The sequence below is a fragment of the Deltaproteobacteria bacterium genome (assembly GCA_026129095.1).
Taxonomy (GTDB): Bacteria; JAGRBM01; JAGRBM01; order JAGRBM01; family JAHCIT01; genus JAHCIT01.
Genome location: JAHCIT010000003.1, coordinates 277,914 through 304,910 on the forward strand (window position 1 = coordinate 277,914; position 26,997 = coordinate 304,910).

Sequence of the window (26,997 nt, forward strand, 5' to 3'; positions counted from 1 at the left end):
CAGAGGGAACGCAGGGACAAGACATGTTGCAGCAGATCGCAGACAAGTGGATAGCCGGGGAAGGACTTCTCGGCGGCGTATTCCAGGGAGCGAGCCCCTACCTCGTCTATTCCGTCACGATGCTGATTGGCGCCATCCTGGCGCTCGTTATCGCGGCACATCTGGCAGGCATCTATTCGTGGGCCGAGCGGCGCATCGCCGGGCGCATCCAGTCCCGCATCGGCCCCAACCGGGTCGGACCGCAGGGATTTCTCCAGTGGGCCGTGGACGGGCTCAAGACCTTCCAGAAGGAAGACCTGATTCCGCAGGACGCCGACTCCGTGATTTTCCGGATCGCGCCCTACCTATCGTTCTGCGGCATGTTCCTCGTATTCGTCGTACTCCCCTTCTCCAACACGCTGGTCGTGGCGGACCTCAATATCGGAATCGTCTACATCCTCGCCGTCAGTTCCATCGAAGTGCTGGGCGTGATGCTCGCCGGCTACGGATCGAACTCCAAGTGGGCGTTTTATGGTGGCATGCGCTCGGCCGCCCAGCTCGTTTCCTACGAGATCCCGGTGGGGCTCGCCCTTCTGTCCATGGTTCTCCTGTCCGGATCGCTCAACCTGAACCAGATCGTGCTCTCACAGTCGCACGAGGGGTTCTTCCGGTCGATACTCGCGTGGAACTTCTTCGCGACGCCATTCGCGTTCATCGCCTTCTTCGCCTATTTCACGGCGGCCATTGCGGAGATCAACCGCGCTCCGTTCGACCTGCCCGAGGCCGAGAGCGAACTCGTCGCCGGTTTCTGCACCGAGTATTCCGGCATGCGGTTCCTGTTCTTCTTCTTTGCCGAGTGGGCCAACATCTTCGTGATCAGCATGATCGCCGTCGTCGTGTTCTTCGGCGGCTGGACGGTGCCCGGCGTGCATACCGCCGCCCAGTGGGAAGCGATCACGCCCTACATCATTTACGGGGCCCTCATCCTGACCGTGATAGGGGCCACCTGGGTCGGCTACCGGATGGGTGTCCGTGCCGACGAGCCCACACGGCTTACCAAGCCCACCGGCGATCTCGGGACGACGATCCTGGCCGTTGTGCTGGGCTGGGGGCCGGCCTTCACCGCCCTGGCCGTCCTGTCGCTGTTCATCGCCTTCGGGCTGCCGTCGGCCGCACCTGCGGTCATCAAGAACGCCGCCCAGTTCGGCGTCATCTTCATCAAGGCGCACATTCTCGTATTTCTGGTGATCCAGCTCCGCTGGACCGTGCCGCGCCTGCGTGTGGACCAGCTCATGATGCTCTGCTGGAAATACCTCATGCCCGTCACTTTCGTCTGTATCCTGGGCAACATGGCCTGGATTGCCTTTATCGACATGAATGGGACGGCCGCGAACCTGACACGCGTGGTACTGTTCGCACTGACGAACCTGCTCATCCTGAAATACATCCTGATGGTGGTGCAGAACCTGCGTCACGCGAAAGCCAATTTCGACTTCAAGCTGGCCGTCTGACGGCACGTTTAAGGAACGCACACGATGGAAGCACAGAAGCAGGAATACCACCCCGAACCGTTCTCAACGGGCTATTTTGCCGACATCTGGAACACCGCAAAGTCGCTGTTCTACGGCATGTCGAACACGATGAGCCACCTGTTCCGGGCTCCCAGCACCGTCCAGTACCCGGAAGTGGACGTGAAGGCGACGCTTCCCGACCGCTACCGCGGCTTCCTGACCGTGGACATGGACGTCTGCATCTCCTGCCGTAACTGCGAAAAGGCGTGCCCGATCGACTGCATCTGGATCGAGGACGTCAAGCTCGACCGGGTTGATATCATTGGCAACAACGGCAAGCCGAGCAAGAAGATGCTCTACCCGGTCGTCTTCAATATCGACCTTGGCAAGTGCATGTATTGCGGTCTTTGCACCGAACCCTGCCCCACTGACGCGATCCACTTCACCAAGGAGTTCGAGCGCGCCACGACGGATTTCCATAACCTGTATTTCGAATTCGTCTCGCCCGAAGAGCGCAAGGAAGTTCTCGCCAAGCGGGAAAAGTTCGAGGCCAAAGAGGCTGAAGCCAAGGCCAAAAAAGCGGCTGCGGCAGCCGCCGCTGCTGCTGCCAAGCCGGCTGAAACGGCGACTCCCGCCACCCCCCCGACAGAGCCCCCGAAGAGCTGAAACCGGCACCCGTTTTGGGGGCCTTTTTCAGTGCCCCGATTGGACCGATTTCCCTGTGAAACCGGGGGCTTTCGCCACATGGCACCAGAGCGGCGTAAGGCCCTGAAATTGTATACAAAAAACATCCCGATGCCCCTTGACCCGGACACCCCGCACGGGCAATAGAGGGAGGCCTCTAAGTGCTCGTTGCGTGGGCTGCATCGCGCCTTAGCTGCCGATTTCAATTGAGCTTTCCGGCAAATGGCCTTTTTAGGTGAGGCCCTCCGCCGGGGAAGGAATCGGGGAACTCAGGGGAAGATGAAGAACAAGCTCATCGCGGGCCTCTCCGTCCTCGCTGCAATCGTCGCATCCAGCTTGCTGACCACCGGCGAGCACCCCTTTTTCCGGGCAGCGGCCGTGGCAACCGTGACCGGAGCCTTCGGCGTCATCCTTCTGCCGAATATCGTCCGGGCGGCACTGTGCCTGATGCTCACGTTTTTCGGCGTCGCCATCTTCTACGTCATGCTGGGGGCCGACCTGCTGGCGGCATTCCAGGTACTGGTCTATATCGGCGGCATCCTGGTGATGATCCTCTTCGCCGTCATGTTCACCCAGCGTCGCGGCGAGCAGAGCTACCTGAACCCATCCAAGGGGCCGCTCACCCTGATCGGATCGGCTGCGCTTTGCGGCGGCCTGTATTTCATCCTGCGCAGGATTATCGCCACCACCAGCTTCCCGGTGCGTCCCGAACGGCCGATCGGCTCGACGGTCCAGGCGATCGGCGACCACATCGTGACCAGTCACGTCATCCCCTTCGAGGTGATCGCCGTGCTGCTGCTCATGACCCTTGTGGGCACCGTCGTCCTGATCAAGAAAGAGATCAACGCCGAGGAGGACGCGCTCTCTTGAACGAGGCGTTGCTCACCGACTACCTGAACCTCGCCGCCCTGCTGTTCTGCATGGGACTGTTCGCCATCATCTCCCGGCGGAACACCGTCGCCGTCCTGATGGGCGTGGAACTGATCCTGAACGCCGCGAACATCAACTTCATCGCATTCAGCCACTATGTCACCGGCCATGTGGATGGCCACATCTTTGCCGCATTTGTCATCATGCTGGCCGCGGCAGAAGCCGCCGTGGGCCTGGCAATCGTGCTGGTCGTTTACCGCAACTTCCGCAACATCAACATCGACTCGGTCAGCACGCTGCGCAACTAGTGAAACGGAGACCGCCCCGAACCCATGAGTGATGCCGTCCACGCCGTAAAGCTCGCCGAAGCCGGCTACCTCTGGCTGGTGCCCGCCATTCCTGCGCTGGGTGCGGCAGTGCTCGCCCTGTTCGGACGGCGGCTGGAATACCCCGGCAAGGATGCGCCGCCCTGGGGCAACGACCCGGCCAGGTGGGACTGGCACGCCCATGACCATCACGGTCACGATTCCCCCGCCGGTCATGGGCATGATTCACATGGCAGCCATGGTCACGGCGATCATGGACATGGTGACCACGGGCACGATGACCACGATCACGGACACCACGGGCTCGCCCCCGGCCAGAGCCAGGGCGGGATGAACGTCGTCAATGCGATTGCCAACGCGGCGATCTGGATCCCGTTCCTGATCACCTGCTACGCGGCATTCCAGATTGCCACCCTGCCCGAAGGCGTCGTCGGCCTCCACAACCATCTCTACCAGTGGCTCTTCATCGGCAAGTTCTCGGCCGACATGGCTTTTGTCGCCGACCGCCTCTCGATTCTCCCCATGTTCCTCGTGACCGGCGTTGGCGGGCTCATCCACATCTATTCGATGGGATACATGGCCCACGACGAGAACCACTGGCGGTTCATGGCCTACCTGAACATGTTCTGCTGCGCGATGCTGCTGCTCGTGATGGGCGACAACCTGTTCATCATGTTCATCGGCTGGGAAGGCGTCGGACTGGCGAGCTACTGCCTCATCGGCTTCTGGCACAAGGAGATGGCCAACGCGACCGCCGCCATCAAGGCGTTCGTCGTCAACCGCGTCGGCGACTTCTTCTTCGTGATTGGCGTCGCGCTCATCTGGTGGAACACCGGAACGCTCAACTTCTTCGAGATCAACGCCCAGGCGGGGAACCTCGCCCAGACTGCCGTCGGCGTCGGGGCCATGTCGGTGGCGACGCTTGCCACGCTCTGCCTGTTCGGCGCCGCGACCGGCAAATCGGCCCAGATTCCCCTCTACGTCTGGCTCCCCGACGCGATGGCCGGCCCGACTCCCGTCTCTGCGCTCATCCATGCCGCCACGATGGTGACCGCAGGCGTGTTCATGATCGGACGGCTCAACATGCTGTTTGCCGTATCGCCGGCGACGCTGACGGTGATCGCCATCGTTGCCACGGCGACGGCCTTCTTCAGTGCCACAATCGGCATCACGCAGTACGACATCAAGAAGGTGCTGGCCTACTCGACGGTCTCCCAGCTCGGCTTCATGTTCATGGGCATGGCGACCGGCGCCTTCTGGGCCGGCATCTTCCACCTGATGACCCACGCCTTCTTCAAGGCCTGCCTCTTCCTCGGCTCCGGTTCGGTCATCATGGGCAACCACCACGAACAGGACATGCGCAAATACGGCGGCCTGAAGCGTCTGATGCCCGTCACCTATGCGACCTTCGGCCTGGCGACGCTCGCCATCGCCGGTATCCCGCCCTTCGCCGGGTTCTTCTCCAAGGACGAAATCCTCCACAAGATGTGGGGCTCGCACCATTTCGGCTTCGGCCCTGAAATGCCGCTCCCGCATCTGGGCAAGATACTGTTCTTCGTGGGCCTTGCCGCCGCCGCCATGACCGCCTTCTACATGACGCGGCAGGTGTGCATGACCTTCTTCGGCGAGAACCGCGCCGATCCGAAGGTCCGCGACCACATCCACGAATCGCCGCGCAGCGTGACCATCCCACTGGTCGTGCTCGCATTCCTCTCCGTGTTTGGCGGTTTCCTTGGCTTCTTCTTCGTGCCGGGCTGGAACGTGCTGGAGCACTTCCTGGAGCCGGTCATGCCGGGCATGCACCACATCTGGGGCGATTACCACGCCCATGCCGGCGAAGCGGTCCTGTTCGCCGTCATATCGGTGGCGGTAGCCGGAAGCTCGATTCTCGCCGCCCGGGCCATTTACACGAAGAAGCCCGAAACGGCCGACAATTTCGTCAGGAAGTTCCCCAACCTCCACAGCGTGGTTTACCGGAAATACCTCGTGGACGAGGGGTACGACGCCACGTTCGTTTCGGGAACGATGGGGCTTTCACGCCTGTCGGCATGGTTCGACAGCACGATCGTTGACGGACTGGTGAACCTTGCCGGCCGGCTGGTGCGGGGACTCCGCCAGGTCGCCGGATGGTTCGACCGGGTGGTTGTTGACAAGATTGGGGTTGAGGGGACCGCCTGGGTTAGCCAGACGTTTGGTTCCCTCTTCCGCCAGTTCCAGACCGGACGCATCCAGACGTACATCGTCTTTGTGATGGCGTGCCTCATACTGGCACTGGCATTTCTGATCGCTGATTTCGGGCGCCTGATGACCACTGCGGTCTCGGGACCTGTGAACTGATTCTGGCTGCGGGAGACAGCGGGCACATGGTACCAGCAAACGTCCTATCCATCATCACGTTCTTGCCGCTCGTGGGAGCGCTTGTCGTGCTCTGCATCCCATCCTCACAGCGTGACGCGATCCGCTATACGGCAGTCCTCGCGACCGCCGTGCCGTTCCTGCTCACGCTGATGATGCTGCCGTCGTTCAATCCTGGCGCCGGCACCAATGTGCGCGAAGGGCTCCAGTTCATCGAGAACTACGCATGGATCACCACCTACGGCATCCGCTACCACGTTGGCGTGGACGGGCTTTCCATGCCGCTCGTGGTCCTGACCGGACTTGTCGCCCTGTTCTCGGTCATCGCCTCATGGGGTATCACCAAGGCGATCAAGGCCTACTTTGCACTCCTGCTGTTCCTCACGACCGGAATGTATGGCGTTTTCGTCGCCCTCGACTTCTTCCTGTTCTACGTGTTCTGGGAAGTGATGCTGCTGCCGATGTATTTCCTCATCGGCATCTGGGGCGGTCCACGCAAGGAATACGCCGCCATCAAGTTCTTCCTGTATACGCTGGCCGGCTCGGTACTGATGCTGCTGGCGCTCATCGCCCTGTATCTCCAGAGTTCCCCCAACACCTTCGACCTCCTGGAACTGATGGCCCAGCACAAGTCGTTCACCCGGAACTTCAGCGCCTTCGGCTACATCGTTCCGCTGAGCAAGGTGCTGTTCGTCGGGCTTTTCATCGGATTTGCCATCAAGGTTCCCTGCTTCCCGTTCCATACATGGCTTCCCGACGCCCACGTCGAGGCGCCAACCCCGGTATCGGTCATCCTGGCCGCCGTGCTGCTGAAGATGGGCACCTACGGCATCATGCGCATCTGCCTGCCGCTCCTTCCGGATGCCGCCCTGTGGTTTGCTCCCACGCTGGCCCTGCTGGGCGTCATCAACATCGTCTACGGCGCCCTGTGCGCCATGGCACAGACGGACATGAAGAAACTCGTGGCGTATTCGTCGGTCTCCCACATGGGTTACTGCCTCCTCGCCATTGCCGCCTCCAACGAGATGGGACTCACGGCCGCGTCGTTCCAGATGTTCTCCCACGGAATCGTCAGCGCCCAGCTCTTCCTCCTCGTCGGCGTCATCTATGACCGAGCCCACCACCGTCAGATTGACGGTTTCGGCGGCATCGCCCAGCAGATGCCGGTCTACACGGCGTTCGCCGGACTGGCGTTCTTTGCCAACCTCGGACTTCCCGGCCTGATCGGCTTCCCCGGCGAGGCGCTCACTTTCCTGAGCGCGTTCAAGCCCTTCATGGGATACACCGTGATCGCCATTACCGGTGTCATCCTGACGGCTGCGTTCTGCCTCTGGATGCTCCAGCGGGTATTCCTGGGCCCGAAGAACCCCAAATACGATACCCTTCCGGAGATCACCCTCCGGGAGAAGCTCACGCTGGTACCGTTTGCGGTGCTGACCATCCTGTTTGGTTTCTATCCGGCGCCGCTCTTCAAGCTGATGAACCCGGCCATGGTGAACCTGGCCTCCTGGCTCCGCCCCTAATACTTGAGAGGATACCGGCAAACCCCTAACGCCCCAGGAACCACCGACCGAACATGGAACTGATACCAGTAACTGAAATCCTGAGCGGGACGCTCTTCATCCGGACCGAGATCTGGCTGACGGCGGGCATCCTCGTGCTGCTGCTCCTCAGCATGTCGCCGAAGCTGACCGCGCAGCGCGACCTGATGGGATATACCGCCCTCTTTTTCCTCGTGAGCGGGTGCTTTGTCCTCTACTACACGAACGTCCGCCAGCTTCCGCTTTACTATCCGCAGCAGTCCGCGGGCCCCCTGGACATGGGCAACGACAACCGGATGCTGTTCGTTGACCGGCTGGGCAACTTCTTCAAGTTCGTGCTGCTGCTGTCGGGAGCCGGGGCCGTGCTCGTATCCATGCGCTCGAAGCAGCTCCTGAAGCATTTCCACGCCGAGATTCACGCCCTCATACTCACGCTCGTCATCGGCGGCATGCTTATGGTCTCCTCGATGGACCTGCTGATGATCTATCTCGCCATCGAGTTCGTCTCGATCATCTCGTACCTGATGCCGGGCATGCAGAAGGCCAGTCCCCATGCGGCCGAAGCGAACGCCAAATACATGCTCTACGGCGGCGTGACTTCCGGCTTCATGATCTTCGGCATGAGCTACCTGTACGGGATCACCGGCTCCACCAGCATCTTCGAGATCCGTGACGCAATTCTGGTCAGCCCGAACAAGACCTCGGCGCTGCTCGGCGTGATCCTGTTCATGTCCGGTCTAGGGTACAAGATATCAATTGTCCCCTTCCACTTCTGGGCGCCGGACGTTTACCAGGGCGCTCCAACTCCCGTGACGGCCTTCTTCAGTGTCGCCCCCAAGGCCGCCGGTTTCGGCCTCCTGATCCGGGTGGTCGACTCCATGCTGACCACGCAGAACCCGATGACAAGCCTCCCTATCCCGGCCATGGCACGGGCGGAAAATCCCGTGCCGCTCGCCATTCCGCTCCCTGGTGTCGACTGGATGCCGCTTCTGTTCTGGAGCGCGATTTTCACCATGATCATCGGCAATCTGGCCGCCATGGGACAGAAATCCGCAAAGCGGATGCTTGCCTACTCCTCGATCGCACATGCGGGCTACATGCTGATGGGCATTGTGGTCCTGACACCGCGCGGCTATGCGTCAGTGACGCTGTACCTCGCCATCTACGCCATCATGAACCTCGGTGCCTTCTTCGTCGTGCAAATGGTCGAGGAAGCCCGCCGGTCAGACGATATCAGCGCCTTCAAGGGCCTCCTGCGGTCTTCCCCCTGGCTGGCCGTCGCGATGTGCATATTCCTCTTCTCGCTGACCGGCCTGCCGCCCTTCTCGGGCTTTGTGGGCAAGTTTTTCGTGTTCGCGGCCGTGGTTAACGAATACGTCCGGCTGAAGGATCCGAAGTTCCTGTATCTTGCGCTGGTGGGCGTGCTGACCTCTGTCGTCTCGCTCTTTTACTACGCCCGGATCGTGATCTCGATGATGGAAGGGGCGGCCCAGGATGAGGAAGCCCACGAGGGGCACGGACATGTGCGTGCGGAAAAGGCGGCGGAGCTGCCACCCGTCAAGCCGGGGCTCTTTGAATATGGAGTCCTTTACGGCCTGTTTGTACTGCCCACGGTTTTCATTATTGTGAAGTTTGACATGCTCAAGCGGCTGACCGATTCAGCCATTTACCTGTTTGGCAATTAGTGGCGGCCGCATGGCAGACGGGTTGACCCAGCCGGGCGGGGTTGCGTAAGGATAAGACGGGGCCGGGAGTCGGGAGTTAGTGCGGATGGATTTACGGGTAGACTACATCCCGGTCCTCATTCTCCTCGGTATCTCCACCGTTTTCGTGACCGTCTTTGTCGCCGTGCTCCCCTGGCTTGCCCGCAAGAGCGGCGTCCGGGTCCATGCCCCGAACCTCGAAAAGACATCCACCTACGAATGCGGTGTCAACCCGACAAGCCCCGCCCGCAGCCGCTATTCGGTCCACTTCTACATGGTGGCCATTGTGTTCATCCTGTTCGATCTGGAAGCGATCTTCCTGTATCCGTGGGCAGCCCAGTACCGGGCGCTCGTCAGGGAGTTCGGCGGAATTGTGTTTCTGGAAGCAGCCCTGTTCGTGGGGATACTGTTCGTCGGCTTCTTCTATGTCCTGAGCAAGGGCGTCCTCGAATGGTCCGACCGGGCCACATCCGAGGAAGCTCGCCGGGAACTGCTCGCCAGGGATCCGCGCATCGTTCCGCTTGATCCGCCGGGCCGGCCCGCTGCCGCGAAGCAGGAGGCCGCCTGAGGTCATGGGATCACTGCTCAATCCCGGGCACAAGCCGCTTCCCGCTGGTGTCACGCCGGCCCAGGAAGGCGATGAAAGCTACATGCTCTCCCGGCTTGCGGATGTCGTGAACTGGGGCCGCAAATATTCCCTGTGGCCCTACCCGTTCGGGACAGCCTGTTGCGGTATCGAGATGATGGCTGTCCTTGGCGGCCGGTTCGACCTCTCCCGCTATGGCGCCGAACTGGTCCGGTTTTCGCCCCGGCAGGCGGACATGATGATCGTGGCCGGGACCATCAGCATCAAGATGGCCCCAATCATCAAGAAAATATACGACCAGATGGCCGAGCCCAGATGGGTGGTATCGATGGGAGCATGCGCCTCTTCCGGCGGCTTCTACAACAACTACTGCACCCTTCAGGGGGTGGACGAAGTGATCCCCGTGGATGTCTACGTGCCCGGCTGCCCGCCGCATCCCCAGGCATTGCTGCACAGCGTGATGGCCCTGCAGGACAAGATCGCCTCCGGCAATACATTCGAGCGGGGACGCAAGCAGATTCTCATTGAAGGCCTGGCCGATGTCCCCGCACGGCCCCCGATGGTCATGCGGTGAGAGAGATACCTGAAAGGAAGAACCGGCAGCCTTGAGCACAGTCGAGCGCATCCGCAGCCTGCTTCAGGGCCGCATCACCGGCGAAAGCACTGCCGCTGACGGCCTGGTCGTGCCGGTTCTCGATCCGGCGGCCATTGTGGACGCGGCCCGTTCCCTGCGCGACGATCTGGGCTTTTCGGTGCTGCTCGATATCGTCGGCATTGATTTCAGCGGCTACGATCCCAAGAGCCCCCGGTTTGGCGCAGACTACCTGTTCCTGAATCCGGAAAAGATCGAGCGCGTGCGGCTTCAGGTCCGGGTACCGGAGTCGAGTCCGGTCATCCCTTCGCTGGTCCGCCTGTACCGCTCGGCCAACTGGCTGGAACGCGAAGCCTTCGACCAGTTCGGCATCCGGTTCGACGGTCATCCGGATCTCCGCCGCATTCTCAATCATGTGGAGTTCACCGGGCACCCGCTCCGCAAGGACTACCCGGTGGACGGCCGCCAGCCCCTCAGCCGCGCCGACTCCCTCGAACTCGACAAGGGGGGGTTCTAGCGCCGTGCCGACGCCCATCTCCGATACCGCCAGGAACACCGGCTACCAGCTCGACCCGATCGATAATCTGGTCGAAGTGAACATCGGTCCAGCCCATCCGGCCACCCACGGCACCCTTCGTGCCAAGTGCCTGCTGGATGGCGAGGTCATCGTCCGGGCCATTCCCGAAATCGGCTACCTGCACCGGGGCTTCGAGAAGATGTCGGAGAACGTCACCTACAACCAGGTGGTGCCCTATACCGACCGGCTGAACTACCTGTCGGCTCCGATGAACAACACGGGTTACGCCAAGGCCGTGGAAGCCCTGTTTGGCATCCAGATCCCGGACCGCGCCGTCTATATCCGTGTGATCGTCGATGAGCTGTCGCGGATCATGGATCACCTCGTCTGCAACTCTGTGGCGGCGATGGACCTGGGCGGACTTACCAACTTCTGGTACGGTGTCTATCCGCGCGAACGGATTTACGACATCCTCGTCAAGCTCACCGGGGCGCGGCTCACCAACAGCTATACCCGCGTGGGCGGTGTCATCCACGATATTTACGACGGATTTGAGGCCGACCTTGAGAATGCGCTCAGGGAAGTGGACCGTTCCCTTGTCGTGATGATGAAGCTCCTCAAGCGGAACCGAATCTTCAACGACCGTATCCGGGACGTGGGCGTCATCCCCAGGGAGATGGCCCTCTCTTATGGTTTTACCGGCCCGCTGCTGCGTGCGAGCGGCGTCCCCTACGATGTCCGCAAGGATTTTCCCTACTACCACTACGACGAATTCGATTTCGACGTGCCAATCGGCGAAAAGGGCGACTGCTGGGACCGCTTCTTCGTCCGCATGGAGGAGATCCACCAGTCGGTCCGCATACTCCGGCAGGCGGTCGCCCGCATACCGGACGGCCCCATCCGCATCCAGGATCCCCGCATCACCCCGCCCCCCAAGAACGAGGTTTACAACAACATCGAGGCGCTGATTAACCACTTCAAGCTGGTGTTCGAGGGGATCAGGCCGCCCAGGGGCCACGTCTATTCATCCACCGAGTGCGCCAACGGCGAGGTCGGTTACACGATCTATTCCGACGGCACCAAGAACGCCTACCGCGTCAAGGTACGTTCGCCCTCGTTTGCCGCCTTCAGTGCATTTGCGGAAATCGTCACCGGGCACTACATCGCCGATGCGATTGCGGTCCTCGGATCGCTCAACATCATCGCCGGGGAGCTGGATCGCTGAGATGTCTGACGCCCTGTTTTCAGATGAAACCCTGCGGCAGATGAAGTCCGCCATCGAGGAATACCCGAGCAGGGCATCCGCCATCCTGCCGGTGCTCCAGCTCGCCCAGAAGGAAAAAGGCTGGATCAGCCCCGAGACGATCCGCTTCGCCTCTGAACTGGTCGGGGTTCCTGAATCCCGGGTCGTCGAATGCGTCACCTTCTACACGATGTTCAACCAGCAGCCGGTCGGGAAATACGAGATCAACGTCTGCACGAACATCAGTTGTGCCCTCGTTGGCGGCGAGGAAATCTACGGCCACTTCTGCAAGAAGCTCGGCCTGAAGAACAACGAGACGACGAAAGACGGCCTGTTCACCGTCCGGCACGTCGAATGTCTTGCCTCCTGCGGATCGGGACCGATGGCGCTTGTGAACGACGAATACATTGAGCACCTCACCACCGAGAAAGTGGACCAGCTCATCGAGGAGTGGCGCCGCAAGGGCTGAGCGATGGAAAAGGTCATCACCAGGAACTGGGGCAAGCCCGGATCGGCAACGATCGATGGCGCCATCGCCAACGGCGGCTACAAGGCGGCCGAAAAGGCGGTGAAGGAGCTCGATTCAAAGACCATCATCGAGACCGTGAAGGCATCGGGGCTCCGCGGCCGCGGCGGCGCAGGCTTCCCCACCGGCCTCAAGTGGAGTTTCGTCCCCCAGGATACGGGCAAGCCCATCTACCTCTGCGTCAATGCCGACGAATCCGAACCGGGCACGTTCAAGGACCGGTTCATCATGGAAAACGACCCTCACATGCTGGTTGAGGGCGTCATCATCGCCTCCAAGGCGCTGAACTGCCATCACGCGTTCATCTATATCCGGGGCGAGTTCTTCCAGCAGACAAAAATCGTCAAGCAGGCAGTGAAAGAAGCCTATGCCAAGGGGTTCCTCGGCAAAGGCATCTTCGGCAGCGACTATGAACTCAAGGTCACGGTTCACAACGGTTTCGGGGCCTATATCTGCGGCGAGGAGACCGGCCTTATCAACTCGCTGGAAGGGAAAAAGGGTCAGCCCCGGATCAAGCCCCCCTTCCCGGCCGTGTCTGGCCTCTATAACTGCCCGACCGTCGTCAACAACGTGGAATCCCTCTGCGCCGTGCCGTGGATCATCAATAACGGTGCCGATGCCTACAAGAAAACCGGCACGGAAAAGAGCCCCGGCACCAAGCTTTTTTCCGTTTCCGGCCATGTGAACCGGCCCGGCGTTTATGAGATTCCCCTCGGGCTTCCGCTGACCACGTTTATCAACGATCCCGCCTGGGCAGGTGGCATCTGGAAGGGCCGCAAGCTGAAGGCCTGCATTCCCGGCGGGTCGAGCGTCCCGGTGCTGACGGCTCCCCAGTGCGAGGGCGTCAATCTCGATTACGAGTCGCTGGCCGCCGCCGGCACCATGCTGGGCTCCGGCGGCATGATCGTCATGGACGAGACGACCGACATGGTCCACATGCTGAAGATCCTCGCCCACTTTTACGCCCATGAATCCTGCGGCCAGTGCACGCCCTGCCGCACCGGCACCCACTGGGCCTATGAAGTGATGAGCCGGATCGATGCGGGCGAGGGCCGGATGGAAGACCTCGACCTGCTGATCCGGATCGCCGACGGCATGGCCGGACAGACGATCTGCGTGCTGGCGGATGCCCTCGCCATGCCGATCAAGAGCTTTGTTCCCAAGTTCCGCGCCGAGTTCGAAGCCAAGATCAAACGGAAGGCCGCCTGAGATGCCCAAACTGACCATCGACGGCAAGGAATACGAGGTGCCCGCAGGCACGTCCGTCATCAAGGCGTGCCACGAAAACGGCATCGACATCCCGCACTACTGCTACCACCCCGGCCTGTCGCCGGAGGGCAACTGCCGGCTGTGTCTCGTCGAAATCGAAAAGATGCCCAAGCTCGCTCCAAGCTGCACGACCGTTGCGGGCGAAGGGATGATCGTCCGGACCAATACCGACAAGGTGAAGAAGGCCCGGGCCGACGTGATGGAGTTCCTCCTCGTCGATCATCCGATCGACTGCCCCATCTGCGACCAGGTGGGCGAGTGCAAGCTCCAGGATTACTACATGGAGCACGACCGGCGGCCGTCGCATGTGCCGCTGGAGCAGAAGATCCTCAAGCCCAAGCGCGTCCAGTTCTCCGACAAGGTGATCTATGACGCCGAGCGGTGCATCCTCTGCACCCGCTGCGTGAGGTTCTGCCGGGAAGTGCCAGGCACGAACGAACTCGGCATGTTCAACCGTGGCGCCGTGAGCCTCATTGGCCTGAACGAAGGCCGGCAACTGGCCAACGACTACTCCATGAACGTCGTGGACGTGTGCCCCGTCGGCGCCCTGACGTCGGCGAGCTTCCGGTTCCAGAAACGGGTGTATTTCCTGAAGACCACCCCTTCGGTCTGCAACGGATGCTCGCGGGGCTGCAACATCAACCTGGACTGGGACAACGAAAAGCTGTTCCGTTACCGCCCCCGGCCCAATCTGGAAGTGAACGACTACTGGATGTGCGATGCCGGCCGGCTTTCCTGTGCGAGCCAGCAGGCCGAAGGGCGTCTGCTCCGGCCCAAGGCCCGGATGGCTGGAGAGCTGAAGCAGCAACCCTGGGGCCGCATTCTTGACCGTGTGGCCGAGGCCCTCCGGTCGGCCGGGGACGGCAAGCTCGCGGTCCTCCTGTCGGCCCGCGCCACGACCGAAGAGAACTACGCCTGGCGGAGTCTTATCCAGTCCAGGTTCCCGAAAGCCTTCGTTGCATTCACACCGGCGGATTTCTACGCGGAGGGGAAAGGCGACGACATCCTGATCACGGCCGACAAGAGTCCGAACCAGGCTGCCGGTGATGCACTCGGACTGCGGTCAGGGTCATCCCTCGAACAGATCGTTCAGGCGATGGAATCAGGCCAGATCGCCACGCTCGTTGTTCTCGACGACGACTATGCTTCCTCGCGGAACCCGAACAACCGGCTTGCCGACCGGTTCCGGGCCGCACTCGCCAAAGTGGCCGAAGTCGTCGCCGTCACGCCGCATGAGAGCGAAACCACGCGGCTTGCCTCGGTCATCGTGCCGAAGGCCGCCTTTACCGAAACGACCGGCACGTTCATCAACGTGGACCGCCGGGTGCAGCGTATCGCCCGCAGCGTTCCGCCTCCCGGCGAGGCGCTGGAAGGGCTCGATATCGTCTCCCGGCTGGCGCACCTGCTCGGAACCGAAACTGCTTCCGGAAATGCTGCCGCCACCTTTGCCCGCATGACTGCGAGCGATGCCGCATTCCGCGGACTTACCTGGGAAGGACTTGGGGAACAGGGCGCCTTGCTGGCGTCCTGAGCCCGGACTGGGAACCGAATGGATCTGACCGCAAGCATCGTCATGGCCGTCGAGATCGTGATCTCGCTTGTGGTCGTGCTCCAGACGCTGCCGCTGCTCATCTGGATGGAGCGAAAGGCCTCCAGCTATATCCAGAACCGCCGGGGCCCGGCCTACGCCCATATCGGTCCCGTGCGGGCCTTCGGAATGGTCCACACCCTGACCGATGTCCTGAAGCTCTGGGGGAAGGAAGACGTCGTCCCCCGTGCAGCCAACCGGTTTTTCCATGCTCTTGCGCCGTGCGTAAGCATGTTTCTCGCCCTGCTCACCTTCGCCGTGATCCCGTTTGCCGACTACATCGAGATCGGCGGAACCCGCTACAACCTGCAGGTGGCCGAACTGAATGTCGGCATACTCTACCTTCTCGCCGTCAGCTCGCTCGGCGTATACGGGATCATTCTCGCGGCGTGGTCCTCGAACAACAAGTATTCGATGCTGGGCGGGCTCCGTTCCTCGGCCCAGATGATCTCTTACGAACTGGCACTCGGCTTCGCACTGATCTCCGTCCTGCTCTGGTACGGATCGGTCCGGCTTGGCGATATCGTGCACGGCCAGGGGATCCTGCTGTTCGGCGCCATCCCCCACTGGGGCGTCATCGTTCAGCCCGTCGCCTTCATCATCTTCATCACATCGGCGTTCGCCGAAACCAACCGCAACCCGTTTGATCTCCCCGAAGGCGAATCCGAAATCGTCGCCGGGTTCCACACCGAGTATTCGTCGTTCAAGTTCGCCATGTTCTTCATGGCCGAATATGCCCACATTTTCGTCGCTTCCGCGCTGACGGCGACGCTGTTCTTTGGAGGCTACCAGATACCCTACGTTTCGACCGGGATGCTGGTTTCCCATGCGTCCGGCATCCTGACGGCTATCCTCAAGCTCACGGCCGTGGGTGCGACCGGCTTCGGCCTGTTCCTTGCCTACATGGCGGCCCGCCACCGGGACCGCGAGGACCGCGTCAACCGGGAAACCCTCTTTTATGCCACGGTTGCGGGACTTGCGCCGGGGCTCACCGCCGGAGCCGTGCTGGCTCTCACCGGCGGCGACATCCAGCTCGGACACTCGGCATCGACCATTGTCGCCGCCGCGCTCCAGTTCGGCTGCTTCATGGCGAAGACCCTCGTTTTCTGCTTCCTCTTCATCTGGGTGCGCTGGACACTCCCGCGCTTCCGCTACGACCAGCTCATGAAACTCGGCTGGAAATACATGATCGAAATCGCAATTGTCTGGATCCTGATTACCGCGGCTGCCGCCTGGTATCTGGACCGGCCCGGAATGTGAGGAGTCTCCAGCATGATTGACCTCCTCTTCTGGATATTCAGCGGCGCAGCCATCGGCTCGGCCGTGCTCGTTGTGACACTCAAGGACCCCGTCCAGTCGGTCATGTCGCTTGTCATCACCTTCTTTTCGCTCGCGGCCATTTTCGTCCTGCTGGACGCCCACTTCCTCGCAGCCGCCCAGATCATCGTCTACGCGGGCGCGATTCTGGTGCTGGTCACGTTCGTCATCATGCTTCTGGACCTGCGGGCCGGAGACATCACAGGACCCACCCGGATGGTTGCGGGCCGGTTCCTGGGCGTCGGAGCCGCTGCCGCCCTGTTCATGGCCCTCTGGTCCCGCGTGGTCCAGGCGAATCTGGACCGGTTCCCGGAGCTCACCGAGGGACACGGCACGGTCGAGCGCATCGCACGGGTGATTCTCATCGACAACATACTGCCCTTCGAGACAGTCTCCGTTCTTCTCCTCGTGGCGACCGTCGGCGCCGTCTGGATCGCACGCCGGGAGGACACCTGATGCCACCGATGACTCCCCAGTCGGTCCTGCTCGTTTCGATGGCGCTCTTTTTCATCGGCGCATACGGCGTCGTGACGCGCCGGAACGCCATTCTCATGCTCGTCTCGGTCGAGCTGATGCTGAACGCCGTGAACCTGGCGCTCGTCGGCTTCAGCCGGTTCCATAACAACATGACCGGTCAGGGCCTGGTCGTGATCGTCATGGCGGTAGCTGCCGCCGAAGCGGCGCTTGGCCTCGCCATCCTGATCGCCTGGTACCGGATGAAGCAGACCGTGGATATCGAAGCCATCAGCGGCCTCAAGGAGCCAGCCTGAACCCATGCAAGCTGCCGCCCAGATAGCTGCCATACCGGTCCGGGAAGTCTCCTGGCTTCTGCTTGTTCCGCTGCTCCCGCTGGCAGGAGCCGCCTGGAATGGCCTTTCGATCCTGTTCAAGGCCGACATTTCCGACGAAAGCGCCTCCCGGATCGCCTGTGGGGCCGTGGGACTCGCTTTCGCGCTGTCGCTGGCGGCCTGGCTGCAGATCCTGCTCGCCCCCGGACCCGTCGCGCTTTCCCAGCAGGTTTTCACCTGGATGGAGCTTGGCGGACTCAAGATCGACTTCTCGCTCGTCGCCGACCGGATGAGCGTGCTGATGCTGCTCATTATCACCGGCGTCGGTTCCCTCATTCACGTCTATTCGACCGGCTACATGCATGGCGACCCCGGTTACCGGCGGTTTTTCACCTACCTCAATCTCTTCGTGTTCTTCATGCTGGTTCTCGTGCTGGGGAGCTCGCTACCGGTGCTGTTCGTCGGCTGGGAAGGCGTCGGCCTCTGCTCCTACCTCCTGATCGGGTTCTGGTACGAACACATGCCGAACTCGGATGCCGGGAAAAAGGCCTTTATCGTCAACCGGGTGGGCGACCTTGGGTTTCTCCTCGGCATGTTCACGCTCGTTTATGCCGTCTCGCAGGCTGGCGTTCCCACACTGGAGATCGCCGCCCTGAAGGAACGGCTGCCGGAAATCCTGAAGGTCAGCATCCACCTGTTCGGCATCGAGTTCCGCGCCGTGACGCTGGCCTGCCTGCTTCTTTTTATCGGCGCCACCGGAAAGTCCGCCCAGATCCCCCTCTATGTCTGGCTTCCGGATGCCATGGCCGGCCCGACGCCGGTCTCCGCCCTGATCCATGCGGCAACGATGGTGACGGCCGGTGTGTACATGGTTGCCCGGCTTTCGCCGCTGTTCCAGGCAAGTCCGGTCACCATGACCGTGATCGCCGTCGTCGGGGGGCTCACCGCCTTCTTCGCCGCGACGATCGCACTGGTCCAGAACGACATCAAGAAGGTTCTGGCCTATTCCACGGTTTCCCAGCTCGGCTACATGTTTTTGGGCCTCGGGTCCGGCGTCATGTGGGCTTCCATGTTCCACCTGATGACCCATGCGTTTTTCAAGGCCTGCCTGTTCCTCGGCGCTGGCTCGGTGATTCTCGGCATGCACCACGAGCAGGACATGCGGAAAATGGGCGGGCTCAAGAAATACATGCCCGTCACGCGCTGGACCTTCCTGCTGGCGACGCTGGCTATCGCCGGATTTCCGCTGACCTCCGGTTTCTTCTCGAAGGACGCCATCCTCTACGGTGCGTTCAATGCCCACTTCTACCTGCCCGGCCAGACGCTCGGGGCCGTGGCCCATGCCCTCCCCTGGTTCCTGTCAGGCCTGGGCCTCCTGACCGCCCTGCTGACGGCGTTCTACATGGGCCGCTGCTATTTCCTCACCTTCGAGGGCGAATGCCGGGCCGATCACCACACGCAGGAACATATCCACGAGTCCCCCGCCTCCATGACGAGCGCACTGGGAATACTTGCGTTCCTGTCAATCACGGCCGGGTTCCTGGGTATCCCCCACCTCTGGCACTGGGCGCCGAACGCGATGGAAGGCTGGCTCGCCCCCCTGCTGGCCGCCGATCCGCGGGTGCCGGGGATCGAGGAAAGCCTCGGACACTTCTTCCCCGTCTGGGAACACATTGAGCACACGCTGTCAGGCGAACTGGCCTTTACGGCACTGGCCGCCGGTCTGGGCCTTCTGGGCCTTTTCGCCGCCCGCGATCTCTACCTGCCCAAAGCCGACATACCGGCGCAGGCGGAAGCTGCGCTGCCGCGGGTTCACCGCTGGCTCTCGGACAAGTATTACGTGGATGAACTGTACGACCGGATGATCGTGACGCCGGTCAAGCAGGTATCGGAGTTCTTCCTGTGGAAGTTTATCGACGTCCGGCTGATCGATGGCCTCGTTAACCTTTTGGCTGACCTGTCCCGCTGGACAGGCCGGCAGATCGGCCGGCTCCAGAACGGCATTGCCGCACAGTATACCGCCATCATGCTGGCCGGGGCGTTTGCGCTCATTCTGTACCTGTCGGGGAGATGATTGACGATGGGTATACTCACCACGCTGCTTGTTGTGCCGGTCATCGGGGCCATTACGGTCGCGGTGCTCGGCAAGCTGTTCGACGACCAGACCCCTGCCCGGCTCGCCGGACTGTGGTTTGCCGCGGCGGAGTTCGTGCTCTCCCTTTACCTCTGGTGGGCCTTCAGCCCGGCCGCGGCCGGAATGCAGTTCGTTGAAAGCTACCACTGGATCGAACCCTACGGGATCAAATACCTGGTCGGCATTGACGGGCTCTCGCTCCTGCTCGTCATTCTCACGACATTCCTTGTCCCGCTGATCCTGCTCTCGGCATGGAGCGCCGTGGATCGCCGACCGGCCGGGTATTTCGCCTCGATGCTGCTCCTGGAGGCGGGAATGCTCGGCGCGTTCTTCGCCCAGGATATCTTCCTTTTCTACGTCTTCTGGGAAGTGATGCTGGTCCCTATGTACCTGCTCATCGGGATCTGGGGAGGCGAACGCCGCCTGTACGCGGCCGTGAAGTTTTTCCTTTACACGATGGCCGGTTCGGTCCTCATGCTGCTCGCCATCCTTGCCACTGTCTATCTCTACTACCAGTCAGCCGGGAAAGTGACCTTCGAACTGGCTGCCCTCGCCGGCCAGCAGCTCCCCCTTTCAACCCAGCGCTGGCTGTTTGCCGCCTATGCCCTGGCGTTTGCCATCAAGGTGCCGATCTTTCCGCTCCACACCTGGCTCCCCGACGCGCACGTCGAGGCCCCCACGGGCGGTTCGGTCATTCTGGCCGGAATACTGCTGAAACTCGGCACTTACGGCTTCCTCCGCTACGCCATGCCGCTCTACCCCGCCGCCGCGCTGGAAGCTGCCCCCTATTTCATGGCGCTTGCCGTGGCAGGCATCATCTACGGCGCCCTCGTTGCGCTGGTTCAGCCGGATATCAAGAAGCTCGTCGCCTATTCGTCCGTATCGCACCTTGGTTTCGTCGTACTGGGCATTTTTGCCTTCACCGAAGCCGCTACCTCCGGTGCCATCTACCAGATGCTGAACCACGGCATTTCGACCGGAATGCTCTTTTTCCTTGTGGGCGTGGTCTACGAGCGCCGCCATACCCGGCTGATCCGCGACTATGGGGGCCTCGCGAAGGTGATACCGGTCTATTCATTCCTCCTGATCGTGGCGACGATGGCATCGGTCGGACTGCCCGGAACAAACGGTTTCGTGGGCGAATTCTCCATCCTGTACGGCACATTCATCTCCCGGATGGCGGGAGCCAAGGCCGCCACCGCCCTTGCCGCCACGGGCGTGATCCTCGGCGCCGTTTACATGCTGTGGATGGTCCAGCGGGTTCTCTACGGCCCTGTAACCAGCGTGGAAAACCAGAAACTCAAGGACGTAAACGGCCGCGAACTGGCTTATCTCGTTCCGCTGGCCATTCTCATCGTCCTCATGGGGGTATATCCCAAACCCTTCATGAATACGTTCAAAAACGCATCCAGGGAACACCTCGCCCGGTTTTCAAAGGTGAGCGTGCTGGCAACACTGCCCGCCAGCGATCTGGACGGCCGGGAAATCATCACCGCCAGGTTCGCCGCTGACGACGATGCGGCAGGCCGCACACAGGTTGCCCTGCAACAGGAAACCGGAGGCCGCCCATGAACGACCTCTACTACTGGACCATTGCCCCCCAGCTTGTCGTGCTGGGAACCGCCATTCTGGTTCTCTGCCTGTCCATGCTGGTAAAGGACCGTCACGCCGGGATTCATACCCTGCTGGGTTTTACCGGACTTGCGGTTGCCGGAGGATGGCTCACCCGCCTGCTCGGCTACCACACGACCTCGTTCGGCAACATGGTCGTCGTGGACGGATTTTCCACGATTTTGCAGGCTGCAATCATCGCCGGAGCCGCGCTGTCGCTGCTCATTGCCAGCGATCACCTCTCCCGGAACCGGAACGAACACGCAGGGGAATATGTCTCGCTGCTCCTCTTTGCCACATGGGGCATGATGCTGCTGGCCACTGCCGCTGACCTCATCATGGTGTTTCTGGCCATCGAGGTGATGTCGATTTCGGTCTACGTGCTGACAGGTTTTGCCCGGCGGCGAGATACCTCGATCGAAGCAGCACTTAAATATCTGGTTATAGGAGGGTTCGCGTCCGCCTTCCTCCTGTACGGCATTGCACTGATCTATGGCGCCACCGGGACCACCAACCTCGTCGCCGTCCGGACATCACTGGCGAGCGGCACCTTTGGTGGCGAATCCATGCTCGCCCTTCTCGGAACCGGCTTCCTGCTGACCGGCCTTGGTTTCAAGATCGGTGCGGTCCCGTTCCATATGTGGGCCCCTGACGTCTACCAGGGCGCGCCGACACCCGTCACGGCATTCATGAGCGTCGGCGTCAAGGCGGCCGCCACCGGCGCATTGGCCCGCATCGCACTGGAGGCACTCGCCCCCCTCTCCGACCGCTGGTATCCGGCCCTGCTGGCCCTTGCCATCCTGACCATGGTGGCCGGAAACCTGCTGGCCCTCCGCCAGACCGATCTCAAGCGGCTTCTGGCCTATTCGTCCATCGCCCACGCCGGGTACCTGCTCGTGGGCCTTGCGGCCGCCATCCAGCCGGGAGCCGGGAACCAGGCCACAGCCGGTATTCTTTTTTATCTTTTGACCTACGCCGTAACCAATACCGGCGCTTTTGCCGTCATCATCGCCGTCCAGCCGGATACCGGGGAACGGACCTCGCTCAGCGATTTCCGGGGCCTCAGCCAGAAGCGGCCCCTGATGGCCCTTCTGCTCACCCTGTTCCTGCTGTCGCTGGCCGGGATCCCCCCGCTCGCCGGTTTTGCCGGCAAGTTCTACCTGTTCTCCGCAGCCATCCAGTCGAAGCTCTACCTGCTGGCCATCGCCGGCGTCCTTTCAGCCGTCGTGGGGGTTTACTACTACCTGCGCGTTATCGCCGTGATGTACATGGAAGAACCCGAGGCGAGCCCCTTCGGCACAAGCCGGTCCCTCCGGCCGGCGCTGGTCGCCGGACTGGCGGCCGCAGCGATCCTCGTCATGGAACTCGGCATTTCAGCCATTCCGGCAACCGGTGCCTTCAAGGCCAGCTACTTCGAGGCCATCCGGTCGCACCTTCAGGTGCTTTTCTAGCAGGTAATTTTCCAGACAGGCCGTTCGCTGGGGACGGCCCCGCAAAAGGAAAGGGCCGGACAGTAACGTCCGGCCCTTTCGGCGTTCAGCCCCGCTCGCTGCTTACGGGATGAACTCCTGCCCGATCACATTGAACCAGCGGGCCGGCACCTGCTTGTGGAACTCTTCCAGCGGTGGCGGCAGTTCGTTGCCCTGGAGAACCTGGATGGCTGATGGTGAGGCGACCGTGCCCTGCGGCGTGCGGACGGGCGGCGGGAGCAGCGCGCCCGGCTCCTCGTACTGCAGCAGGTCATCCTGCCCGGTCAGGATTTTCGGGTGGCAGCACACGGCCGGGGCCTTGATGACCGATGACTTGCCCGAGGAGCATCCGTCCACTGACTGGAGGTCTGACGGGAGCGCCAGTTCAGGAATAAAGGTCGTGATGAACATGTCACCATTGAAGATTACCGGCGATGAAAGGATCTTTTCGCCCTTGTAGCGCAGCCGGAGCGGGAACATCTGCGCGACCTTTGCCTCGGTCTCGTCCGAGACGCCGAAGTAGCCCGAATCCGCCGGACATTCGAAGTCGACCAGGGCCGCATCCCCGCCATCCAGGGTTCCGCATCCTTTGCGATTCCGGTCCTTCAAGGCATAGAGGTAGTCCCAGTTCGTGATGTCATTTGGCTGCGCCAGGTCGCCGGTTCCGAAGAACAGGTTGATGTCACCGTTGCAGTCCTCGGTTGCCGCCGGGGCGTAGAAGATCGGCCGGCGCTTGAGCTCAGCCATCCATCCTGGTGCCGGGTTGAAAATATTGGGCATCAGCGGATCAAACATCAGGCACGGGGAATCATCGCCGTCCAGGCCGCCGTTGTTGTTGAGATCCTTTCTCCACTTGACGGGGTCCGGGTCAGAAACGACGATTTTCCAGAGCCTGCCCTCGATATCGCCCAACAGGATGTTGTCCACGAAACCGTTGTCGGTCCGGTCCAGCAGCAGCATCTCGCCGGGAACCGAATTGAACCGCGGATCCTGCGCCGCCGGCAGATCGGGTACCCGGATATTCTGGTACAGGATGCCGCGCTCGATATCGAATATGAAAACCCAGTTGCCGACATCCTGCTGGCCGAGGTCGGGCAACCCCGGCGCGGGAGGCTGCGGACTGACTATGATCGTATTGTCCACGCCATTCACACACAGCCCTTCTGGAGTAGCCCCGCCCGGGCACTGGGCAGGATAGGCCGGGTTGATCGGATCGGTCGTCGTCGGGGCGGGATTGACGATCGTCTTGCCCGCGTTGGCCCAGCAAGTCGTATCGGTAGACGTATAATAACCGCAATCGCCCGGATTGACGAGAAAAGCGTCATTGTCGTCGGTTCGCGCCGCATTGAAGCCTCCGCCCACCGCGAACAGCCAGCGGCTGACCACAACGGACGCGTCATCCACCGGGTTATTCACCACACGGAACCGGCTGATGTTCGGCCGGCTGAACGTACGGGCCATATTCGGATGGCTTACTTCCCAGAGGAAACTCGGAGAGGTCGGGTCCGTCACATCCAGGGCATAGTAAGAAAACCCGCCGCCGCGAAGTCCGCCGATCAGGACGGTGTGGAAGGTATCGTCGTCCTCGGACGTAACGTCATTGCCGAGGAACTGCACGTTGCTGACAGTTACCTGGCCGTCAACCGAGAATACGACGCCCCGCATGGATTCTTTCATTCGCCGGGCGGCTTCACGCGGCATGAAACCGAACATCTCGTGCCCCGGCTTGAGCGTATTGCTCTTGATACCGGCGAGCGGATCTTCCAGCACGAAACCGTGCAGGAAGCCATCGTTTGCTCCCACATAAACGATCGTGGGGCGGATCTCGTTGTTATTGATGAAATCAACATATTTTGCGTTATTGCCGCCAATGAAGGGGTCGAAGAACGGTGCCTCCACGATGACCGGCGTGCTGTTGACGATGGGGCCCAGCGCCCAGGTCTTGACCGATCCGTCCTCGAACTTGATGTCCGTTCCGCCGGGGCCATCCTCGTCACGCAGGAACTCGATGACCGTTTCCGTTTCCGCCACGGTGGCGCCGCCCAATAGCGGCTGGATCTGGGTCTTGTTGTCCACCGTGAACGGGATGAACTTGGACGGGTCAATGGCCGGATTCACGGGCTCGCCGATCTGCGACCCCAGGGCCTTGTTGGCCGGATTGACCGCTGTCGGGATGTGGATCGGATTGAGCGAGATGTAGAGATCCCGCGGATCGGAAGTCGCCCGGTTCGTCAGGACCTGCCCTGCATCGAAATCGGGGATCGGGGCGGTATTCGTCTGGGATGCCCGGGCCAGTTCGCTGAACTTGTAGGTAACCAGATGGCCCATCCACCAGACGCTGTCAGCGGTGATCTCGAAATAGGCGTTCACTTCCTGTGAACTGCTGAACCCCGCGCCGGAGACGACGAACGCCGGCGCCGCGCGCGTATAGCTTCCCTTGATGATGCACTGGATCGCTTTCGTCAGCGCATCGGTCAGTTCCTGGGCGGAATAGGCCGTGTAGGCCTCCCCACCGTCATCATTCATCTGCAGGCATTTTTCCGGATCGGTCGGCGTCGCATCCGTTCCGCCGAAACGGGCTGCCACGTCGTTGGCGATCTTGAGCGGTGCATTGGTCGGCGCCACCAGACCGACCACATAGGTCATGATGCCGGGACCGGGATTCGGGTCCAGATTGTGGGTTGCCTGCCGGAGTTTTCCCGCCGGGAGGTAGGTTGACTGCCTCAGTGCCGACAGAACGGTCCGGACACCCGGACCCCAGTTTTCCACAAATGTGCTGGTATTCGCATTACAGGTCGTCGCAGCGCCCACCCATCCGGATCGGCCCGGTACATCAACAAGACCGTCCAGCGTATAGACCAGTCTCCGGTCCTGCCCGACGCGGTTTTGCAGCCATCCGCGCCGCTTCACCTGAACCGGCGAATTGAACCACTGGTTGGTCGTGCAGCTCGCAATCCGGCAATCCAGGCTATACGAATAGATGCACGGCAGCAGAAGCCGTCCCGCCTCGGAGTTTTGCGTCACAATGACGAATGGGTCGTTTGGCTGCGGCAATGCCGGCCAGGGAGAGGCAAATGTCATCTCCTTCGTTCCCGTGTTGTAACCTGTGATCTGCCTTGCAATCCACCGGTTAGGAGCCGACGAAGCATTCCCTCCCGTAAACACGACCCAGCGACCCTGATAGTTTGTGCCGCTCGTCGTCGTTGCCCGGAAAATCGCTGTCGTGGGTATCGTCGCCCCGGACACTGCCGTCGTCAGATCAGCCGGGGTATTGCAGCTAGTCACATAGTCCATGTTGAAGATGCGGTCTCCCCGGTTAGCAGCACACCGGCCAATGTAGTCAACATCCCATTGGGGCAGCTCCTGCCGTGCTGGCTGGGCTGTTTGCCCATAACCAACCGACTGTTCGCCGTCAGTCAGATAGACGATGAATGTCTGGCGGCACCGGAATGCCGGATCGGCCGGTATGGTCGCCTTGTTGGCACCGACCCCTTTTTCGAGCTGTGTCGCCCGGACGTGAGCGTCCTTGTAATCATCCCGGCAGATATAGGAGTTGTTGGGAGCGCCCATCGGAGCTTCCACATCGGCCCAGTTGATCGTCGGTCCCGCGTGGTTGAACCCTGTCGTCCAGTCGAATCTGCCCAGCTCCATTTCCTCGTACGTAAACTCCGGGTACGTGAACGTCCCCCAGATGAGTGGCGGCTTCAGCTTCATCACCGGGTGCTTGATCGGCGGCGAAGCAAGCTCATTGGTCGCAAGCCGCTTGAACCCGTCGTTCATCCCCTCCTCGCCGATGATCCAGCAGCCTACATCCAGTAAATGTGAAGAGGTCGGTGTCCAGTCATTGGTCGGCGTATTGCGGATGAGCTGTTTCATCTGGCCCAGGTTGTCGTTCCGGAACTGGACGCTGTGGATGGAACCGGCCTGCGGGGAGAAGCTGAGGCCATCCACACTCCCAGTCCCGCCACCCGAAAACCGGCCAATCGCAAAGCGGACCTGGGCACCGAAAATGTCGATGATGCTGGTGCCGCTGTCGGAGTTGTCGCTGGCACCCTCGAAACCGGAGAGCACTTCGCGCATGACGTCGGCGCGGCAGCGGCAAGGCGGCGGATTGCCGCCCGAAGGACCGCCACAGCCGTTACCGACGGTACAAGCCTGGCCCGGAGCATGCGGAATATCCCGCGTGGTCATGGAGCCGGAGGTGTCCAGAGCAAGGAACACGTTGGGCTCCACGTTGGAGTCAGCGAAATACGGCACGTCGGCCACGGCTCCCGCCGGGAGCGGTCCTCCCAGAATGGCCGCCGCCGCGAAAAATGCCGCGCATGGCACCATCAGCCGTTTCAGTGAGATTTTTTCCTGCATAAACATCGCTACTCTCCTGCTCTCGT

Annotated in this window: 21 protein-coding genes; 20 read left to right on the top strand and 1 reads right to left on the bottom strand. The window is 61.5% G+C overall.

All coding sequences use genetic code 11. The features are described from left to right. Positions 1-23: 23 nt before the first annotated feature. The 20 genes from KIT79_06180 to KIT79_06275 all read left to right on the top strand — a co-directional run bounded on the left by KIT79_06180 (position 24) and on the right by KIT79_06275 (position 22,591). On the top strand, positions 24-1,490 hold the full coding sequence (locus KIT79_06180) for an NADH-quinone oxidoreductase subunit H (GenBank protein ID MCW5828886.1): 1,467 nt from the start codon (positions 24-26) through the stop codon (positions 1,488-1,490). Between the two features lie 24 nt (positions 1,491-1,514). Then, complete coding sequence (locus KIT79_06185; GenBank protein ID MCW5828887.1) at positions 1,515-2,156, top strand: NADH-quinone oxidoreductase subunit I; 642 nt, start codon at positions 1,515-1,517, stop codon at positions 2,154-2,156. Positions 2,157-2,453: 297 nt separating this feature from the next. Continuing rightward, positions 2,454-3,044, top strand: a complete 591-nt coding sequence (locus KIT79_06190) for an NADH-quinone oxidoreductase subunit J (protein ID MCW5828888.1) — start codon at positions 2,454-2,456, stop codon at positions 3,042-3,044. Beyond that, complete coding sequence (gene nuoK, locus KIT79_06195) at positions 3,041-3,352, top strand: NADH-quinone oxidoreductase subunit NuoK (GenBank protein MCW5828889.1); 312 nt, start codon at positions 3,041-3,043, stop codon at positions 3,350-3,352. Before KIT79_06190 ends, nuoK (KIT79_06195) begins: the two co-directional genes overlap by 4 nt. A 24-nt stretch (positions 3,353-3,376) precedes the next feature. Further along, positions 3,377-5,707: an NADH-quinone oxidoreductase subunit L gene (nuoL, locus tag KIT79_06200; protein MCW5828890.1), complete on the top strand. Its 2,331-nt coding sequence runs from the start codon at positions 3,377-3,379 to the stop codon at positions 5,705-5,707. Between the two features lie 26 nt (positions 5,708-5,733). Further along, positions 5,734-7,248, top strand: coding sequence for an NADH-quinone oxidoreductase subunit M (locus tag KIT79_06205; protein ID MCW5828891.1), 1,515 nt, complete (start codon positions 5,734-5,736; stop codon positions 7,246-7,248). A gap of 53 nt (positions 7,249-7,301) precedes the next feature. After that, positions 7,302-8,951 carry an NADH-quinone oxidoreductase subunit N gene (locus tag KIT79_06210; GenBank protein MCW5828892.1) on the top strand — a complete coding sequence of 550 codons (1,650 nt, stop codon included), beginning with the start codon at positions 7,302-7,304 and terminating at the stop codon, positions 8,949-8,951. A gap of 85 nt (positions 8,952-9,036) precedes the next feature. Further along, complete coding sequence (locus tag KIT79_06215; GenBank protein MCW5828893.1) at positions 9,037-9,537, top strand: NADH-quinone oxidoreductase subunit A; 501 nt, start codon at positions 9,037-9,039, stop codon at positions 9,535-9,537. Positions 9,538-9,541: 4 nt separating this feature from the next. After that, entirely contained in the window at positions 9,542-10,129 is a 588-nt protein-coding gene (locus tag KIT79_06220) for an NADH-quinone oxidoreductase subunit B (protein ID MCW5828894.1), read from the top strand. A 199-nt stretch (positions 10,130-10,328) separates the two neighbouring features. After that, entirely contained in the window at positions 10,329-10,664 is a 336-nt protein-coding gene (locus tag KIT79_06225; protein ID MCW5828895.1) for an NADH-quinone oxidoreductase subunit C, read from the top strand. Then, positions 10,561-11,889 carry an NADH-quinone oxidoreductase subunit D gene (locus KIT79_06230; protein MCW5828896.1) on the top strand — a complete coding sequence of 443 codons (1,329 nt, stop codon included), beginning with the start codon at positions 10,561-10,563 and terminating at the stop codon, positions 11,887-11,889. Before KIT79_06225 ends, KIT79_06230 begins: the two co-directional genes overlap by 104 nt. Position 11,890: 1 nt before the next feature. After that, on the top strand, positions 11,891-12,376 hold the full coding sequence (locus KIT79_06235; protein MCW5828897.1) for an NAD(P)H-dependent oxidoreductase subunit E: 486 nt from the start codon (positions 11,891-11,893) through the stop codon (positions 12,374-12,376). Positions 12,377-12,379: 3 nt separating this feature from the next. Then, the gene (gene nuoF, locus KIT79_06240) at positions 12,380-13,642 is read left to right on the top strand and encodes an NADH-quinone oxidoreductase subunit NuoF (GenBank protein MCW5828898.1); all 1,263 of its coding nucleotides are present in this window, start codon (positions 12,380-12,382) and stop codon (positions 13,640-13,642) included. A gap of 1 nt (position 13,643) precedes the next feature. Next, complete coding sequence (locus tag KIT79_06245; GenBank protein MCW5828899.1) at positions 13,644-15,233, top strand: (2Fe-2S)-binding protein; 1,590 nt, start codon at positions 13,644-13,646, stop codon at positions 15,231-15,233. A gap of 18 nt (positions 15,234-15,251) precedes the next feature. Next, the gene (locus KIT79_06250) at positions 15,252-16,550 is read left to right on the top strand and encodes an NADH-quinone oxidoreductase subunit H (GenBank protein ID MCW5828900.1); all 1,299 of its coding nucleotides are present in this window, start codon (positions 15,252-15,254) and stop codon (positions 16,548-16,550) included. A 12-nt stretch (positions 16,551-16,562) separates the two neighbouring features. Then, entirely contained in the window at positions 16,563-17,063 is a 501-nt protein-coding gene (locus KIT79_06255; protein MCW5828901.1) for an NADH-quinone oxidoreductase subunit J, read from the top strand. Then, positions 17,063-17,377, top strand: coding sequence for an NADH-quinone oxidoreductase subunit NuoK (nuoK, locus tag KIT79_06260; protein MCW5828902.1), 315 nt, complete (start codon positions 17,063-17,065; stop codon positions 17,375-17,377). Before KIT79_06255 ends, nuoK (KIT79_06260) begins: the two co-directional genes overlap by 1 nt. A 4-nt stretch (positions 17,378-17,381) precedes the next feature. Then, a complete protein-coding gene (gene nuoL, locus KIT79_06265) occupies positions 17,382-19,469 on the top strand; it encodes an NADH-quinone oxidoreductase subunit L (GenBank protein MCW5828903.1) in 2,088 nt (695 codons plus the stop codon). A 6-nt stretch (positions 19,470-19,475) separates the two neighbouring features. After that, positions 19,476-21,101 (top strand): NADH-quinone oxidoreductase subunit M, encoded by a 1,626-nt coding sequence (locus KIT79_06270; GenBank protein ID MCW5828904.1) that lies wholly within the window; start codon positions 19,476-19,478, stop codon positions 21,099-21,101. After that, positions 21,098-22,591, top strand: a complete 1,494-nt coding sequence (locus tag KIT79_06275; protein ID MCW5828905.1) for an NADH-quinone oxidoreductase subunit N — start codon at positions 21,098-21,100, stop codon at positions 22,589-22,591. The genes KIT79_06270 and KIT79_06275 overlap by 4 nt, the downstream gene beginning before the upstream one ends. Before the next feature lie 102 nt (positions 22,592-22,693). On the opposite strand, the gene KIT79_06280 is transcribed toward KIT79_06275, so the two are convergent. Further along, positions 22,694-26,971 carry a hypothetical protein gene (locus tag KIT79_06280; protein MCW5828906.1) on the bottom strand — a complete coding sequence of 1,426 codons (4,278 nt, stop codon included), beginning with the start codon at positions 26,969-26,971 and terminating at the stop codon, positions 22,694-22,696. Positions 26,972-26,997 lie beyond the last annotated feature (26 nt).

Bases quoted from the DNA above. Each gene is read 5' to 3' on its own strand.
- KIT79_06180 (MCW5828886.1), top strand. From the start codon at position 24: ATGTTGCAGCAGATCGCAGACAAGTGGATAGCCGGGGAAGGACTTCTC.
- KIT79_06185 (MCW5828887.1), top strand. From the start codon at position 1,515: ATGGAAGCACAGAAGCAGGAATACCACCCCGAACCGTTCTCAACGGGC.
- KIT79_06190 (MCW5828888.1), top strand. From the start codon at position 2,454: ATGAAGAACAAGCTCATCGCGGGCCTCTCCGTCCTCGCTGCAATCGTC.
- nuoL (MCW5828890.1), top strand. From the start codon at position 3,377: ATGAGTGATGCCGTCCACGCCGTAAAGCTCGCCGAAGCCGGCTACCTC.
- KIT79_06205 (MCW5828891.1), top strand. From the start codon at position 5,734: ATGGTACCAGCAAACGTCCTATCCATCATCACGTTCTTGCCGCTCGTG.
- KIT79_06210 (MCW5828892.1), top strand. From the start codon at position 7,302: ATGGAACTGATACCAGTAACTGAAATCCTGAGCGGGACGCTCTTCATC.
- KIT79_06215 (MCW5828893.1), top strand. From the start codon at position 9,037: ATGGATTTACGGGTAGACTACATCCCGGTCCTCATTCTCCTCGGTATC.
- KIT79_06220 (MCW5828894.1), top strand. From the start codon at position 9,542: ATGGGATCACTGCTCAATCCCGGGCACAAGCCGCTTCCCGCTGGTGTC.
- KIT79_06230 (MCW5828896.1), top strand. From the start codon at position 10,561: ATGTGGAGTTCACCGGGCACCCGCTCCGCAAGGACTACCCGGTGGACG.
- KIT79_06235 (MCW5828897.1), top strand. From the start codon at position 11,891: ATGTCTGACGCCCTGTTTTCAGATGAAACCCTGCGGCAGATGAAGTCC.
- nuoF (MCW5828898.1), top strand. From the start codon at position 12,380: ATGGAAAAGGTCATCACCAGGAACTGGGGCAAGCCCGGATCGGCAACG.
- KIT79_06245 (MCW5828899.1), top strand. From the start codon at position 13,644: ATGCCCAAACTGACCATCGACGGCAAGGAATACGAGGTGCCCGCAGGC.
- KIT79_06250 (MCW5828900.1), top strand. From the start codon at position 15,252: ATGGATCTGACCGCAAGCATCGTCATGGCCGTCGAGATCGTGATCTCG.
- KIT79_06255 (MCW5828901.1), top strand. From the start codon at position 16,563: ATGATTGACCTCCTCTTCTGGATATTCAGCGGCGCAGCCATCGGCTCG.
- nuoK (MCW5828902.1), top strand. From the start codon at position 17,063: ATGCCACCGATGACTCCCCAGTCGGTCCTGCTCGTTTCGATGGCGCTC.
- nuoL (MCW5828903.1), top strand. From the start codon at position 17,382: ATGCAAGCTGCCGCCCAGATAGCTGCCATACCGGTCCGGGAAGTCTCC.
- KIT79_06270 (MCW5828904.1), top strand. From the start codon at position 19,476: ATGGGTATACTCACCACGCTGCTTGTTGTGCCGGTCATCGGGGCCATT.
- KIT79_06275 (MCW5828905.1), top strand. From the start codon at position 21,098: ATGAACGACCTCTACTACTGGACCATTGCCCCCCAGCTTGTCGTGCTG.
- KIT79_06280 (MCW5828906.1), bottom strand. From the start codon at position 26,971: ATGCAGGAAAAAATCTCACTGAAACGGCTGATGGTGCCATGCGCGGCA.